We start from the raw sequence: 15,338 nt of genomic DNA, 5'->3' as shown, positions 1-15,338 counted from the left end.
AATTACTCACCTGCTTCATAAAAGCTTTGATTAAATTGATAATCCCGATCTGATAAAAACTCGCGAACATTTTGATCATCGATTTCAGAGTAGTTATAGTACAGCCCATTTTTATCAAGTAATTTAATTAATAAACGTTTTTGATCATCAAATCGAACCTTGGTTGGATCCCATTCAATTTTGTTTAAATCCGCCTTAAAAGAAATATCCGCTGCTTCTTGTGAACCTTCTACACCAGATAACATGCGATTATATATTTCATGCATTTCATCAATTGTCTTTGCAGAAATTAAATCTTGTAAATATCCCATATTCTTTTGCATCAGTTTAGCATAGACGAATGAACCACCACCTTGCCAATTGACATCTTTCGAAATACCTCCTTGCTCGCCAGCAATAACTTTTTGTAAGCGAGGAACTGAGACCGTATTGATGTAATCCATTTGCTCAATACCGATAAAACGTCGATTCATTTTCATGGCTACTGCTTGAGTAGTCGCGGAACCCATGAAAAAATCAAGAACCATATCTCCTTCATTTGTAACAAGTTCTATCAATTTTTTAAGTAAACCCTCTGGCTTTGGAGTGTTAAATGTTGCATCCCCAAATAACAATTTGATTTCATCCGAGGCATTTTTATTTGTGGGTACATCTTCTATTTCAATATTCAATATTGATCGAAGAACTTTTCCTGTCGGCTGAAAAACCTTATGATGCAATTTCCAGCCATTATTGGTATGGGTAAACTTTATATTACCTTCTCTTAGTTCTTTTTCAACAGTTGCTTGGGATGATTGCGAATTAAGCTTGACCACCGTTCCATCCGGTGCAACAACAGAAACAGGGATAGGATTTTTTAATCCATCTCTTGCCAGAGTATCCCAATAATATCTAAGACCACTTTTGTCATCAGAATATTTATATCTTTTTAAGTATTCGTCTTCATATGAAACTCTCCATTTTTCACCTAATCCAACAGTTTTTATGCTTTTTGTATAAACTGCTAAATAATCGTGATCAAGCGCAATAAATCTTGAATCGTTACCACCACCTTTTCTTTTTTTCCAAATTAAATCCCCAACAAAATTTTCTCTCCCAAAAATGGCATCTGATAACACCTTCAAATATGCCTGCTCAACTTCATCTGTATTAATAATGATTACACCATCATCAGTTAATAATTCCTTTGCTATTTCAAGTCGATTCTTCATAAAAGTGAGCCATGCCGAATGGGAAAACGAATCATTATAGTTCCATGAATCCTCACCGGTATTATATGGTGGATCTAGATATATAAATTTAACCTTACCTGAGTAAAGTTTCTTCAGCGTATGTAAGGCTATCAAATTATTTCCCTTAATAATTAAATTATCTTTTTCTACATCAAAATTATCAGTATCTTTTTCACCGTCAACATCATATCTCTTAGCATGATTTAATATCTTCTTGTCAAACAAACGATCAATTTCATCTTTTTCAATGACTTCATTTAAGAATGCATCATCATAACCATTTTCATTATCTTCCTTGGTCATGCTCGCTGTTAAGACGCCATCTTTAAAGGGAAATTCCAAAACAACGTCTTGATTATCTTCAATAAACTTTCCATTACTCGTTAAACCAACTCGATTTTCATATTTCGTATAGCTTGTGTCCCAATAATCATCGTAAAGAATCGCTTCTTCAAGTTGATCAATTTGAAATAGTTTTTGTCCCGCAACTTCTTTAATATAATTCTTTTTAATAAAATCAATTTCAAATAATTTTGCTAGTAAAGCTTCATCATAAGCACGTAAATCATCAGAAACCTTTGAACGATTTAATTCATCGCCAATGAAGTACTTGTCCCCAAATGAGACAAGTACTTTTTTTAATTCATCGAATAATCTTGGTTCAATTTTAGACATGTCTTCTTCCTCTCCAATTGCTGAATAAGCTAGAATCTATAATAATAATTATAATTAAAATATTACTTTATTTATATTTATTATAAATCTACTTACCTAGATTAAACAATTTTAATTTAGTAAATAACTGTTAATTTAACTACAAAAAAACACCCACCAAAATGGCGAGTGTTTTGCAAACCGAAAAGATAAATCTTAACGCTTTGAGACTTGTGAAGCTTTACGAGCTTTCTTAAGACCTGGCTTCTTACGTTCCTTCATACGAGGGTCACGAGTAAGTAAACCTGCACGCTTTAATGGGCCACGGAAATCTGGGTCAACTTCAAGAAGTGCCCGTGAGATACCATGACGAGTTGCTCCGGCTTGACCAGAGAAACCACCACCGTTAACGTTAACCAAGGCATCATAGTTGCCAAGAGTTTCAGTAACGTTGAATGGTTGCATAACAACTTCACGTAAGTTGGCAAATGGAATGTATTCTTCGATTGCCTTGTCATTCATAACAATTTTACCAGTACCGGGAACTAAACGTACCCGAGCAACTGAATCTTTACGACGGCCAGTGCCGCGATATTGTACTTGAGCCAATGCTGTTTCCTCCTTAAATTAAGTTAGTAATGTCCAAAACTTCTGGTTTTTGTGCTTGTTGTTCGTAGTCAGGACCTGCATAAACATGCAACTTCAAACCAATTTTGCGACCTAACGTTCCGTGAGGAAGCATGCCTTTAACTGAAGTTTCGATCAACTTTTCAGGGTTCTTATCACGGAAATCACCGGCAGTCCGTTGTTTCAAGCCACCGATAAATTTACTGTGACGGTAGTAAATCTTGTTCTTAGCCTTTCGACCAGTCAAGGCTACCTTGCTAGCATTAATAACGATAACGTTATCACCAGTATCCACGTTGGGAGTGAATGTTGGTTTGTTTTTTCCTCTTAAGATTGAAGCGACAACTGTTGATAAACGTCCCATAGGAACATCAGTTGCATCGATAACGTACCATTTACGTTCTACTTCACCTGGTTTTGCCATATATGTTGTACGCACGTTTGTTTCCTCCATGTTCTGTGTTTGTTTGACACCAAAATAAGGTTCCGGGGCTTATCAGTGGGGCAAACAATACCAACTACAATAATACAAATTAATAATGCAAAAGTCAATTTATTTCCTCAAAATCAACGTTGATATTTCGGCAATTTTACCGGATGTTGAGGATCATCACCCTCATAATAAACTCGTTTTAAGTATAATCCACTAGCAGGCATCGTTCGTCGAGCTTCATTTCGATCCTTAACTTCAAATAATCGTTGAACGTCTGCCACCGGTCTAAAGCCAGAACCAATTTCCACTGCTACGCCTACTAGTATACGAACCATGTTATATAAAAACCCATTACCGTAGAATTCGATTTGCAGCTCTTGATTGGCTTCATCCATGTGCGCCGTAGCTTCATAAATTGTCCGGACATTACTTTTGGCTGAGGAACCAGAAGCCACAAAGCTAGAAAAATCATGCTCGCCGACTAATTGTTCTAACGCCTGATTTAATAACTCCATGTCCACCGGGTATTTCCAGTGACCAGTATAGTTTCGTTTAAACGGATTTTTAAATTGTCCTAAATCAAGACGGTACAAATAGCGTTTACCAGAAACATCATAACGGGCGTGAAAATCAGGTTCCACAATTTCTGCTTTTTTAATCTGCATATCAAGTGGAATCATGCTGTTTAAAGCCTTAAACATGTTTTCCGCCGGTATGTTAATCGGAAAATCGAAGTGTGCCGTTTGAGCTAACGCATGAACCCCAGCATCGGTTCTTCCCGAACCAAAAACTTCAATCGCTGGTTGAGGTTCTTTAGCCATTTTATTAACAACTTTAGTTAAAACTCCTTCGATCGTCCGTTCATGTGGTTGGCGTTGAAAACCACTAAAATTAGTGCCGTCATACGCCATCGTAATTTTGTATCTAATGATTATTCCCTACTTTCTAACCAAGAAAACAATAATGCCGACGGCGATAAAAATCAGCCAGGCAATTGTATCACTTAACTGCCAATTATAAACGCGGTACTTAGTTCGCGATTCACTATCGGTAAAGCCCCGCGCTTCCATCGCGGTGGATAACTCTTCTGCATGGTTAATTGCACCGGTAAACAGCGGAATTAACAATGGCACCGCCACCTTAACTCGGTGTTTTAAACTCCCAGAACCAAAATCAACTCCCCGAGACCGCTGAGCATTCATAATGGTGGTCATTTCATCCATCAATGTCGGCACAAACCGTAACGCAATCGACAGCATCAAAGCCAAGGTATCCACCGGAAAATGCAGTTTCTTTAGCGGCCGCAAAATAGTTTGGACCCCATCAGCAATGGCTAATGGCGCAGTCGTTAACGTTAAAATCGTGGAGATCATAATGATTAACAGGAAGCGCACGAAGATATAGCCACCATTAATCAAACTCAGATCACTTACCGAAAAAGGTCCCCAGTGCCAGATGACTTTGCCACCGCTACTAAAGAAGATTTGCAGTAAAACGGTGAAGATAATTAGCCAAATTAACGGTCTAATTCCTCGTAGAAAGAAGCCAATTGAGATTCCGGATAAAATAATCGCAGCTAGAATTAATACCGCTAATACGGCATAAGAAGCCACATTATTAGCTAAGAAGATAATGGCCACGAAGTAAAAACACAATAACAATTTGGATTGCGGACTCATTTGGTGAATAACTGAGTGACCGGGCAAATATCGGCCAAAAATAAAATTATCCATGATTAGCCCCCAATTCCGCTACAATCGCATTGGTTAAATCAGTTAAAGTTAATGGGCGACTGGTTAATGGAAAGCCAGCTAACTTTAATTGCTCTGCAAATTCCGCACTGGTTGGTAGAGTTAACTGCATTTGGCGAACCCATTTTAGATCTGCAAAAATATCTTGTGGACTACCCTGTTTAGTAATTTCGCCATGGCTCATTACCACTACCTGTTCAGCGTATTGCACCACGTCATCCATTTGATGGGTGACCAAAATTATGGTAATCCCCATTTCATCATGCAACCGGGCTACCAATGCCATAATGTCGGCATGGCCCCGAGGATCTAATCCCGCGGTGGGTTCATCCAAAATCAGAATGGACGGATTCATTGCTAGTACCCCGGCAATTGCCACCCGCCGCATCTGTCCACCTGACAAATCAATTGGTGATTGATCTTGGTATTGTTGAGGTAACCCCACCAAATTCATTGCATTTAAGGCTGCTTGTTTGGCTTCAGCTTCCGTTGCTCCATAATTAAGCGGACCAAACATAATATCTTTGATAACCGTTTCTTCAAAAATCTGTTTCTCTGGAAACTGAAATACCATTCCCACTTTTTGGCGCAAAGGGCGTAGATTTTTGTTAGTAGTTTTATTAGTAATCACGTAATCACCTACGCTGACTTCCCCACTAGTTGGCTTGATCAAGGCATTAATGTGTTGAATCAAAGTAGATTTACCACTACCGGTATGACCAATAATGGCGGTAAAACTACCTTCCGTTAGTGTTAAATTAATATTATTAAGTGCCTGGTGCGCATCAGGTGAGTCAGCGTGATAAACGTAATTTACATTTTGGAATTTAATTTGACCAGCCATTTGATTACCTCCTCATCATTTAAATATTGATCAGGTAAATCTACTCCCGCTTGTCGGAGTTGTTCAGTTAATTGACTAGCAAATGGAACATCTAGTCCATCATTTTTAAGTAGTTCAGAATCATTTAATACCTTAGCCGGCGTATCTTCTAATACTAATTGGCCGTTATTTAGTAACATGATTCGGTCAGCCACCGCGGCTTCATTAATATCATGCGTAATGGAAATAACCGTTAAATCCTCTTGTTGCTTAAGGGTCTGAATTAAAGAAATAATTTCCTTACGTCCTCGAGGATCTAACATACTAGTAGCTTCATCTAAGATTAAAATTTGTGGACGTACAGCAATAATTCCGGCAATCGCCACCCGTTGTTTTTGGCCCCCAGACAAATTAGCTGGAATTCGTTCCCTAAAGTCCATCATATTAACAGCCTTAAGACTATCTTCAATGATCGGTCCCATTTGTTCTCTGGGTACTTGTCGATTTTCAAGTCCGAAAGCTACATCTTCTTCAACCGTTGCGCCTACAAATTGGTTATCTGGGTTTTGAAATACCATTCCAATTTGGTTGCGAACAGCCCCTAAATGTTCATCATCAACTGGTAATCCAGCGACCGTAATTTGACCGCCTTTGGGTTCCAATAAGCCGTCCATTAGTTTGGCCAACGTACTTTTCCCACTACCGTTTTGACCGATAATAGCAAGCCATTCTCCCTGTCTGACGTTAAGGGATAGATCGCTAAATACAACGTGCTCATCTGGATATTCAAATGAAAGGTGACTAACCGTTACGATATTTGTCATTGCTGCTCTTCCTTAACCTTTTTTATGTACAAAAAAATCACTGACAGGTTAACGGCGCATGAGAAATTCATCTCACATTCAAACTAGACTAGGACAAAGCCACCATCATAGCGTTCTATACCGAAAACCCGAGTGATTCTCGTGAAAACAAATTGTTTAATTATTTAAAACTAGTCAACTAATTGTAAGATGACCATTTGGGCACCGTCCCCGCGACGAGGCATAGTCTTGTAAATTCGAGTGTACCCACCGTTACGGTCAGCATACTTAGTTGCAAGATCTCCGAATACCTTTTGCAATGCAGTAGTTACAGTTACGTTATCGCCGTCTTCGTTAACGTCGGCAACTACGTCACGTAAAAATGCAGCAGCTTGGCGACGAGCATGAAGATCCCCGCGCTTGCCAAGTGAAATCATCTTATCAGCAGTTGAGCGAACTTCCTTAGCTTTAGCTTCAGTAGTTACGATTTGACCATTAACGATCAAGTCAGTAGTAAGGTTACGAAGCAAAGCTTTACGATGTTCACTGGTCCGTTGTAATTTCCGGTAACTCATGAATGAATCTCCTCCTTATCCTTTAGTCTTCTTTGCGAAGTGACAAACCAAGACCCGCTAATTTTTCCTTAACTTCTTCAAGTGACTTCCGGCCCAAGTTACGAACCTTCATCATGTCAGCTTCGGAACGATCAGTTAATTCTTGAACGGTGTTAATTCCTGCTCGTTTCAAGCAGTTATATGACCGAACAGAAAGATCGAGTTCTTCGATAGTCATTTCAAGCATTTTTTCCTTGTGTGTTTCTTCCTTCTCAACCATGATTTCAGCATTTTTAGCTTCGTCAGTGAGATTAACAAACATTTCAAGGTGTTCAGTGAGAATTTTGGCGGCCAGACTAATTGCTTCACTAGCTGTAATAGAGCCGTTGCTCCAAACATCAAGTGTTAGCTTGTCAAAATCATCTCTTTGACCAACTCGTGTACTTTCAACTTGATAGTTAACACGTTCAATTGGGGTGTAAATGGAATCGACAGGAAGAACTCCGATAGGCATATCAGTGCTACGCTTCTTGTTTTCCATTGCGGAAACATAACCTCGACCCTTGTTAGCAGTTAAGTTCATATGGAAGCTAGCACCGTCAGCTACGGTAGCAATGTGTAAATCTGGATTTAAGATAGTAACGTCACTTCCACCAACAATGTCAGCAGCAGTAACTTCGGCAGGGCCAATTACATCAATTTCCAAATTTTCTTCTTCTTCATCAGGTCCATCTAATTTCAAAGAAATTTTCTTAACATTCAAAATGATTTGAGTCACATCTTCAACAACCCCTTTGATCGTTGAAAATTCATGAAGGACGCCATCAATTTGAATACTAGTAATAGCAGCACCTGGAAGTGAAGACAACAAGGTTCTACGTAAGGAGTTTCCTAACGTAGTACCATAGCCTCGTTCTAGCGGTTCAACAATTACTTCTCCAAAATTACTGGTTTCTTCAACTTTATGAATGTTAGGCTTTTCAAATTCAATCATTCTTATCATTAACCCCTTTCAAAACGTGCGAGTTTATATATAAATCATATCGGAAGGATAACAATGGCACACTTCTTCCAGTATTAAACCCGACGACGCTTTGGAGGACGAGATCCATTATGAGGAACTGGAGTAACATCACGAATTGCAGTGACTTCCAACCCAGTTACTTGAAGTGCACGAATTGCAGCTTCACGACCTGAACCAGGACCTTTAACCGCAACTTCAACAGTCTTCATGCCATGTTCCATTGATGCTTTAGCAGCAGCTTCAGCAGCCATTTGGGCAGCAAAAGGTGTTGACTTACGGCTACCACGGAATCCAAGGGCACCAGCTGATGACCAAGAAATAGCGTTTCCTTGCACATCGGTAATCATAACCAACGTGTTGTTAAACGTTGAGTGGATATGAGCAACACCTGATTCGATGTTCTTCTTTACCCGGCGCTTACGATTTGTTTTTCTCTTTACCATGGGAACAGTTAACCTCCTTTATTTATTTCTTCTTGCCTGCGATGGCAACTGCTTTACCCTTACGAGTACGAGCATTGTTCTTAGTGTGTTGACCACGAACTGGCAAGCCACGACGGTGACGCATACCACGGTATGAGCCAATTTCTTGAAGACGCTTGATGTTCATGCTTACTTCACGACGAAGATCACCTTCGACTTTGTAGTTGTCAACGACTGCACGAATCTTGTCTTCTTGATCAGGAGTTAAGTCCCGAACACGAACATCTTCAGAAACGTCAGCTTGTGTGAGAATCTTTTGGGCAGTAGTGTTACCAATCCCGTAGATATAAGTTAATGCAATAACAATTCGTTTATCACGAGGTAAATCGATTCCGGCAATACGAGCCATTTAACATACACCTCCTAGTTACGTTTATTTACCTTGACGTTGTTTATGTTTAGGGTTTGCTGAGCAAATAATCATTACTCGACCCTTACGTTTGATAACTTTACAATGTTCGCACATTGGTTTTACAGATGGTCTTACTTTCATTTTTAAACCCTCCTCAAAAAATGATGAAGACTAATTACTTAAATCGATAAGTAATCCGACCTTTACTTAGGTCATAAGGAGACATTTCAACGGTAACTTTGTCACCTGGTAAGATTCGAATGTAATGCATTCTAATTTTACCTGAAACGTGTGCTAAAATTTCATGTCCATTTTCGAGTTCAACTCGGAACATGGCATTAGGTAAGGTTTCAAGCACCTTACCTTCAACTTCAATAACATTATCCTTAGCCATTATTATCCACCTCCAACTAACTAAGTTAGATTGATTCTAGAAAACTTCACAATAGCTAACGAGTAGTCTATCACAGTTATTCTAGCATATCAATCCTGTAGTTTCAAAATGATGAAGGGCTATAGTGACCGTAAAATAGCATCAACATCTTGCCAAACAGCATCAATTTCTTGATCCCCATTGACGGTGTGAAGTAAGTTACGTTCATCATAGTAGGAAACTAACGGAGTGTTCATCTTGATATTGACGTCTAACCGATTCTTAACAGCTTCTGGTTTGTCATCGTCACGTTGATAGAACTCATGACCACCACAAACATCACAAGTATCAGGAACCTTTGGCATATGGTACAACTTATGATAAGTTGCGCCACATGTCTTACAAATGAACCGTCCAGTAAGACGATCCGTCAAAACTTTAGGATCTACATCAATGTTGATAACCGCGCTTAATGGCTTGTTCAATACATCAGTCATTTCTGCTAATGCATCTGCTTGAGCCAAAGTCCGTGGAAAACCATCTAGTAAGAAGCCAGGTTCAGTGTCAGGCTGACTTAAACGTTCTTTAACGATCCCAACAGTGACATCGTCAGGAACCAAATCACCCTTATCAATGAATTCCTTCGCTTTTAATCCCATTTCGGTTTCATTTGCCATTGCTTCTCTAAACATATCCCCAGTTGAAATGTGAGGAATATGATATTCATCCACAATGTATTGGGCTTGTGTCCCTTTTCCTGCACCAGGGAGACCCATTAAAATTAAATTTAATGCCATTTCGTTTTCCTCCTGTATTTTGAGATTAACTATTATTCAGTCGGCTGTGAATCTTGAATGAATCCAACGTATTGTCGTTTCATCATTAATCCACGAATTTGCCGGATGGTTTCGATAGCAACCCCAACAACAATAAGTAAACTAGTCCCACCTAATCCGATTGACTCACTCAAGTTCCAAACGTTTGAAGCAATTAATGGAATTAAGGCCACGATACCTAAGAATAGGGAACCAACGGTACTTAATCTCATTAATAAACGAGAGATATATGATTGAGTCTCGTGTCCAGGCCAAACACCAGGAATATAGCTGCCTTGTTTTTGCAAGTTTTCAGCTAGTTTTTCTGGGTTAACTTGAACAAATGCATAGAAATAGGTAAACATAATGATTAATAAAGTGTAAAGCGTTGCGCCAACTGGCGTTTGCATGTTAAACACATTATTTAATACTTGATACCAAGTATCTTCAGAATGGTTATTAGCAAAAGCCATTAAAATCGTTTGTGGAGTTGAAATAAATGAGCTAGCAAAGATAACTGGAATAACTCCGGCAACGTTAACCTTCAAAGGAAGGTAACTACTGTCAGGAGCACCCGCTACCCGCCGAGTATATTGAATTGGTACTCGACGTTCAGCTTGTTGTACCCAGGTAACCCAAGTAACAATGATCAAGATAACAATTGCTAAAGCAACTGCGAATAGAATTGGTTGCCATAAGTCCTTAGTAGCTACCCCAACAAAATATTGTTGGTATAGTTGTTGAAGACCAACAGGAATTCTAGCAATGATTCCGGCAAAGATAATCATTGAAATACCATTTCCGATTCCTCGATCAGTAATCATGTCCCCCATCCAAGTAGTTAACATTGAACCACCAGTTAGAATAATACCGATAGTAATGTAAGTAGTTGCCGATGGATGAGAAACTAAATTCAAACTACTCAAAGTATTAAATCCGGCCGTAATCCCAATTGATTGGAAGAATGCCAACACCACCGTTAGATAACGAGTGACTTGATTTAATTTTCTTCGACCAACTTCCCCTTGTTTCCCCCATTCCACAAAACGTGGAACAATATCCATTTGGAGAAGTTGCACAATGATTTGCGCGGTAATATATGGTGACACCCCCATGGCAAAGATGGAATAGTTAGTTAGCCCGCCACCACTAAAGGTGTTCAAAATGCTAACCAACCCAGATGATGCCACTGACTGGAGTGCCTTTGCGTTAATACCTGGAACCGTAATGTATGCCCCAAGTCGAAAGACCACAAGAACCATCAGCGTAAAGAGGATCTTATTTCTAATATCTTTGACTTTAAAAGCATCTTTCAGGGTCGAAAGCATTAAATCACCTCGATTGAACCGCCAGCGTTTTCAATTGCAGATTGTGCAGATTTAGAGAACTTGTTAGCCTTAACGGTTAACTTCTTTGAAAGTTCGCCTTCACCAAGAATCTTGATACCGCTCTTAACGTTCTTAACGATACCTGCAGCGATCAATGATTCTGGAGTAACTTCAGCGCCGTTGTCAAATGCTTCTAATCTAGAAACGTTAACAACTGCATATTCCTTGCGGTTGATGTTGTTAAAACCACGTTTAGGAATTCGACGATACAAAGGCATTTGCCCACCTTCAAAGCCTAAACGAGTCTTGCCACGAGCCTTTTGACCTTTTTGGCCACGGCCAGCAGTTTTACCTTTACCAGCTGAACGTCCGCGACCTTTACGCATGCGTGATGACCGTGAACCTTCTGCAGCTTGTAGTTCATTTAACTTCATGAAAATTGGCACCTCCTTGTTAATTAATCTTTAACTTCTTCAACTTCAATTAAGTGTGCAATGTGGAAAAGTGCTCCACGGATAGCTTCGTTGTCAGGTTTAACAACTGAGCTGTTGATGCGGCCCAAGCCAAGTGCCTTAACAATTTTACGTTGCTTAGGGAGGCGATGAGCTGCGCTACGTTTTAAAGTAATTTTTAATTGAGCCATCTTAATTCCCTCCTTATTCAGCTAAGTGTGCGGTTGAAACGCCACGTAATACTGAAACTTCTTCAGCATTCTTCAAGCCTTCAAGACCGGCAAAAGTTGCGCGGATAACGTTGACAGGAGTGTTTGAACCAAGACGCTTACTAGTAACATCATCGATACCAGCAAGTTCCATAACGGCACGAACAGCCCCACCAGCTGCAACCCCAGAACCTTCTTCGGCAGGCTTAAGCATAATGCGGCCACCACCGTAAGTTCCAATGATTTCATGAGGAATGGTAGTACCCACGATTGGAACTTCAATCAAGTTCTTACGAGCTGCTTCGATAGCTTTACGAATAGCTTCGGGAACTTCTTGAGCTTTACCAGTACCAAAGCCAACATGACCGTGCTTATCACCGACAACGACTAAAGCAGCGAAACGAAGACGACGTCCACCCTTAACAACTTTAGTGATCCGGTTAATGGAGACAACGTTGTCTTCAAGTTCTAACTTATCGGGATCAATAAACTTCTTCATGTGCGGTTATTCCTCCTTCTCTAAAATTCTAATCCGTTCTCGCGAGCTGCTTCAGCGAGAGCTTGGACACGACCATGATAAATGTATCCACCACGATCAAATACGACATTTTTAATGTTCTTAGCAGCTGCACGTTCTGCAACTAACTTACCAACACTAGCAGCTTGTTCAGTCTTAGTACCACTGACAGCTTCTTCTAATGTTGAGGCACTAACAAGCGTTACACCCGCTACGTCATCAATTACTTGAGCGTAGATGTTTTGGTTAGAGCGAAAAACATTCAAGCGTGGGCGCTCTGCAGTACCAGAGATCTTATTGCGGACACGATTGTGACGTCGTTTCCGATTTTTGTTCTTATCTGGTTTTGAAATCAAAATAGTCACCTCAAATTTTATTTAGGCTGATAAATTACTTACCAGTCTTACCTTCTTTGCGAATAATGTGTTCATTTTCGTAACGAATACCTTTACCTTTGTAAGGTTCTGGTGAACGAACGGCACGAACTGAAGCAGCAAAGTCTCCGACGTGTTGCTTGTCAATACCTGAGATATTGATAGTAGTGTTGTCAGGAACTTCAACAGTCAAGTCTTCTGGGACAGTCATTTCAACTGGGTTTGAGTAACCAACGTTAAGGGTCAAAGTGCTGCCTTTAAGTTGAGCACGGTAACCAACACCGACAAGTTTAAGAGTTTTCTTAAAACCATCAGTAACCCCTTCAACCATGTTGTTGAAGTTGGCACGTGAAGTACCATGCATTGCACGAACTTTGTTATTGTAGTTTCCTACTGGTTCAAAGTTAACTTTGTTGCCTTCGATATTCATCTTAACCATGTCAGAGAATTCACGGCTTAAAGTACCTTTAGAACCTTTAACAGTAACCACGTTACCTTCTTGTTTTACTTCTACACCAGCTGGTAAAACAACTGTTTTATAACCAATACGACTCATTTTTATTTCACCTCCAATTCCTTTTTAATTTTTACCAAACGTAAGCTAATACTTCGCCACCGATTTTTTTAGCGCGAGCTTCTTTATCAGTGATAACTCCGTTTGAAGTTGAAATAATAGCAATTCCTAAACCATTAAGAACCTTAGGAACAGCATCTGCTTTGACGTATGAACGCAAACCAGGTTTTGAAATTCGCTTAAGACCGGTGATAACACGTTGGTTATCTTGACCATACTTAAGGAATACGCGAATAATGCCTTGCTTATCGTCTTCGATGTATTCTACATCGCGAACAAAACCTTCGCGCTTAAGAATTTCAGCAATATCGCCTTTGATTTTTGAAGCAGGTACTTCGACAGTTTCGTGACGAACCATGTTGGCGTTACGAATACGAGTCAAGAAGTCTGCGATTGGATCAGTCATAGACATGTGCGAACAACCTCCTTTTTATGTTTATTTTTACCAACTAGCTTTCTTCATACCAGGGATTTGACCTTCATGGGCAAGTTGACGAAGGCAAATACGGCAAAGATGGAATTTTTGGTAGACTGCACGAGGCCGTCCACAGCGTTCACAACGAGTGTAAGCTTGCGTTGAAAACTTAGCTGGACGTTCACTTTTTACAATTAATGATTTTTTAGCCAATGTGAAACCTCCTAGATTACTTTGTGAATGGCATACCGAATTGACCAAGCAACTCATGTGCTTCTTCATCGGTATTAGCAGTAGTAACGATAACGATGTCCAAACCACGAACACGGTTAACATTATCATAATCAATTTCAGGGAAAATCAATTGTTCCCGAATACCTAGAGTGTAGTTACCACGACCATCGAATGAACGAGAGTTAACACCGTGGAAATCACGAACTCGAGGAAGAGAAACATTGATTAACTTGTCAAGGAAGTCGTACATCCGGTCACCACGAAGAGTTACCTTAGCACCAATTGACATTCCTTCACGTAATCTGAATCCGGCAATTGATTTTTTAGCTTTAGTAACCAAAGGCTTTTGACCTGAGATTAAAGCTAATTCAGCAACTGCTTCATCCAAGTTTTTAGCGTTGGTAACGGCGTCACCAACACCCATGTTCAAAACAATTTTATCAAGCTTAGGAGCTTGCATGATTGACTTGTAGCCAAACTTGTCCATCATATGTGGAGTAATTTCGCTATTGAATTTTTCTTGTAAACGACTTGACATTTAAGTGTGGTCCTCCTTTCTTAATCGATAGCCTTATCTGACTTCTTGGAAAAACGAACTTTTTTACCATCTTCAACGCGGAAACCAACACGGGTTGGTTCGTTGTTTGATGGGTCGATGAGCATTACGTTAGAAACATGGATAGGTGCTTCAGTATCAACAATTCCTCCTTGAGGATTGGATTGAGAAGCCTTGTTATGTTTCTTAACCATATTAATGCCTTCAACGATAACGCGGTCTTTAGAAGCAATAGTCTTTTTTACTGTTCCTTCTTTACCCTTGTCCTTGCCGGCAATGACACGAACTTTGTCACCAGTTTTTACAAACATTACGGGCACCTCCTTATTTTTGGTAGTTTAGAGAACTTCTGGGGCTAATGATACAATTTTCATGAAATTGCTATCACGTAATTCACGAGCAACCGGGCCAAAAATACGAGTACCTTGAGGGCTCTTGTCATCACGAATTAAAACAGCAGCATTTTCATCAAAACGAATATATGAACCATCATTACGACGAGTTGCAGCTTTAGTCCGAACAACAACTGCCTTGACAACGTCACCTTTTTTGACAACGCCACCTGGTGTTGCTTGTTTGACAGTAGCAACAATCACATCACCGATACCGGCATATCTTCTAGTAGAGCCACCTAAAACCTTAATAGTCAGAATTTCTTTTGCACCTGAGTTGTCGGCAACTTTTAAACGACTTTCTTGTTGAATCACAGGTTTATCCTCCCTTCATTTTTTAAATCAGAATACGATAAAAAATGAT

The 15,338-nt window shown here is 39.8% G+C and carries 25 protein-coding genes; all 25 read right to left on the bottom strand.

The annotated features are described in order from the left end of the window. Positions 1–2: 2 nt before the first annotated feature. The 25 genes from OXT66_RS03735 to rplN all read right to left on the bottom strand — a co-directional run bounded on the left by OXT66_RS03735 (position 3) and on the right by rplN (position 15,289). The gene (locus OXT66_RS03735; RefSeq protein WP_268595792.1) at positions 3–1,907 is read right to left on the bottom strand and encodes a DNA methyltransferase; all 1,905 of its coding nucleotides are present in this window, start codon (positions 1,905–1,907) and stop codon (positions 3–5) included. Between the two features lie 195 nt (positions 1,908–2,102). Then, positions 2,103–2,495 (bottom strand): 30S ribosomal protein S9, encoded by a 393-nt coding sequence (gene rpsI, locus OXT66_RS03730; protein ID WP_268595790.1) that lies wholly within the window; start codon positions 2,493–2,495, stop codon positions 2,103–2,105. A 13-nt stretch (positions 2,496–2,508) separates the two neighbouring features. Continuing rightward, positions 2,509–2,952, bottom strand: a complete 444-nt coding sequence (gene rplM, locus OXT66_RS03725) for a 50S ribosomal protein L13 (RefSeq protein ID WP_054671449.1) — start codon at positions 2,950–2,952, stop codon at positions 2,509–2,511. Positions 2,953–3,080: 128 nt separating this feature from the next. Beyond that, the gene (gene truA, locus OXT66_RS03720) at positions 3,081–3,878 is read right to left on the bottom strand and encodes a tRNA pseudouridine(38-40) synthase TruA (protein WP_268595919.1); all 798 of its coding nucleotides are present in this window, start codon (positions 3,876–3,878) and stop codon (positions 3,081–3,083) included. Positions 3,879–3,884: 6 nt separating this feature from the next. Further along, positions 3,885–4,679, bottom strand: a complete 795-nt coding sequence (locus tag OXT66_RS03715) for an energy-coupling factor transporter transmembrane component T family protein (protein ID WP_268595787.1) — start codon at positions 4,677–4,679, stop codon at positions 3,885–3,887. Further along, positions 4,672–5,541: an energy-coupling factor transporter ATPase gene (locus tag OXT66_RS03710; protein WP_268595786.1), complete on the bottom strand. Its 870-nt coding sequence runs from the start codon at positions 5,539–5,541 to the stop codon at positions 4,672–4,674. Before OXT66_RS03710 ends, OXT66_RS03715 begins: the two co-directional genes overlap by 8 nt. Then, positions 5,511–6,344: an energy-coupling factor transporter ATPase gene (locus OXT66_RS03705; RefSeq protein WP_268595785.1), complete on the bottom strand. Its 834-nt coding sequence runs from the start codon at positions 6,342–6,344 to the stop codon at positions 5,511–5,513. Before OXT66_RS03705 ends, OXT66_RS03710 begins: the two co-directional genes overlap by 31 nt. Positions 6,345–6,514: 170 nt before the next feature. Next, entirely contained in the window at positions 6,515–6,898 is a 384-nt protein-coding gene (gene rplQ / locus OXT66_RS03700; RefSeq protein WP_056978544.1) for a 50S ribosomal protein L17, read from the bottom strand. Positions 6,899–6,920: 22 nt separating this feature from the next. After that, positions 6,921–7,871, bottom strand: coding sequence for a DNA-directed RNA polymerase subunit alpha (locus tag OXT66_RS03695; RefSeq protein WP_268595784.1), 951 nt, complete (start codon positions 7,869–7,871; stop codon positions 6,921–6,923). Between the two features lie 83 nt (positions 7,872–7,954). Next, positions 7,955–8,344 carry a 30S ribosomal protein S11 gene (rpsK, locus tag OXT66_RS03690; RefSeq protein ID WP_268595783.1) on the bottom strand — a complete coding sequence of 130 codons (390 nt, stop codon included), beginning with the start codon at positions 8,342–8,344 and terminating at the stop codon, positions 7,955–7,957. A 22-nt stretch (positions 8,345–8,366) separates the two neighbouring features. Next, entirely contained in the window at positions 8,367–8,732 is a 366-nt protein-coding gene (rpsM, locus tag OXT66_RS03685; protein ID WP_054671429.1) for a 30S ribosomal protein S13, read from the bottom strand. Positions 8,733–8,756: 24 nt separating this feature from the next. Further along, positions 8,757–8,876 carry a 50S ribosomal protein L36 gene (gene rpmJ, locus OXT66_RS03680; protein ID WP_008855781.1) on the bottom strand — a complete coding sequence of 40 codons (120 nt, stop codon included), beginning with the start codon at positions 8,874–8,876 and terminating at the stop codon, positions 8,757–8,759. A 34-nt stretch (positions 8,877–8,910) separates the two neighbouring features. Then, complete coding sequence (gene infA / locus OXT66_RS03675; protein WP_054671426.1) at positions 8,911–9,129, bottom strand: translation initiation factor IF-1; 219 nt, start codon at positions 9,127–9,129, stop codon at positions 8,911–8,913. A gap of 119 nt (positions 9,130–9,248) precedes the next feature. Next, positions 9,249–9,905, bottom strand: a complete 657-nt coding sequence (locus OXT66_RS03670; RefSeq protein WP_268595782.1) for an adenylate kinase — start codon at positions 9,903–9,905, stop codon at positions 9,249–9,251. A gap of 32 nt (positions 9,906–9,937) precedes the next feature. After that, positions 9,938–11,251, bottom strand: coding sequence for a preprotein translocase subunit SecY (gene secY, locus OXT66_RS03665; protein ID WP_268595781.1), 1,314 nt, complete (start codon positions 11,249–11,251; stop codon positions 9,938–9,940). After that, a complete protein-coding gene (gene rplO, locus OXT66_RS03660) occupies positions 11,251–11,685 on the bottom strand; it encodes a 50S ribosomal protein L15 (protein ID WP_054671423.1) in 435 nt (144 codons plus the stop codon). Before rplO ends, secY begins: the two co-directional genes overlap by 1 nt. Before the next feature lie 23 nt (positions 11,686–11,708). Beyond that, positions 11,709–11,894: a 50S ribosomal protein L30 gene (rpmD, locus tag OXT66_RS03655; protein WP_054671419.1), complete on the bottom strand. Its 186-nt coding sequence runs from the start codon at positions 11,892–11,894 to the stop codon at positions 11,709–11,711. Between the two features lie 13 nt (positions 11,895–11,907). After that, on the bottom strand, positions 11,908–12,411 hold the full coding sequence (gene rpsE / locus OXT66_RS03650; RefSeq protein ID WP_268595780.1) for a 30S ribosomal protein S5: 504 nt from the start codon (positions 12,409–12,411) through the stop codon (positions 11,908–11,910). A gap of 20 nt (positions 12,412–12,431) precedes the next feature. Continuing rightward, positions 12,432–12,794, bottom strand: coding sequence for a 50S ribosomal protein L18 (rplR, locus tag OXT66_RS03645; protein WP_054671413.1), 363 nt, complete (start codon positions 12,792–12,794; stop codon positions 12,432–12,434). A gap of 25 nt (positions 12,795–12,819) precedes the next feature. Beyond that, positions 12,820–13,359, bottom strand: a complete 540-nt coding sequence (gene rplF / locus OXT66_RS03640; protein WP_268595778.1) for a 50S ribosomal protein L6 — start codon at positions 13,357–13,359, stop codon at positions 12,820–12,822. Between the two features lie 31 nt (positions 13,360–13,390). Next, a complete protein-coding gene (rpsH, locus tag OXT66_RS03635) occupies positions 13,391–13,789 on the bottom strand; it encodes a 30S ribosomal protein S8 (RefSeq protein ID WP_054671406.1) in 399 nt (132 codons plus the stop codon). Between the two features lie 30 nt (positions 13,790–13,819). Further along, positions 13,820–14,005 (bottom strand): type Z 30S ribosomal protein S14, encoded by a 186-nt coding sequence (locus tag OXT66_RS03630; protein ID WP_054671402.1) that lies wholly within the window; start codon positions 14,003–14,005, stop codon positions 13,820–13,822. 16 nt (positions 14,006–14,021) lie between these two features. After that, positions 14,022–14,564, bottom strand: a complete 543-nt coding sequence (gene rplE, locus OXT66_RS03625; RefSeq protein ID WP_268595775.1) for a 50S ribosomal protein L5 — start codon at positions 14,562–14,564, stop codon at positions 14,022–14,024. 20 nt (positions 14,565–14,584) lie between these two features. Next, positions 14,585–14,893, bottom strand: coding sequence for a 50S ribosomal protein L24 (gene rplX / locus OXT66_RS03620; protein ID WP_268595773.1), 309 nt, complete (start codon positions 14,891–14,893; stop codon positions 14,585–14,587). 27 nt (positions 14,894–14,920) lie between these two features. Further along, complete coding sequence (gene rplN, locus OXT66_RS03615) at positions 14,921–15,289, bottom strand: 50S ribosomal protein L14 (protein ID WP_054671396.1); 369 nt, start codon at positions 15,287–15,289, stop codon at positions 14,921–14,923. Positions 15,290–15,338: the final 49 nt, after the last annotated feature.

Origin of the sequence: Lentilactobacillus senioris, from assembly GCF_026798195.1 — a bacterium.
Taxonomy (GTDB): domain Bacteria; phylum Bacillota; class Bacilli; order Lactobacillales; family Lactobacillaceae; genus Lentilactobacillus; species Lentilactobacillus senioris_A.
Note: the sequence above shows the minus strand (reverse complement) of the source record. Positions and strands in the feature narration are given on the sequence as shown.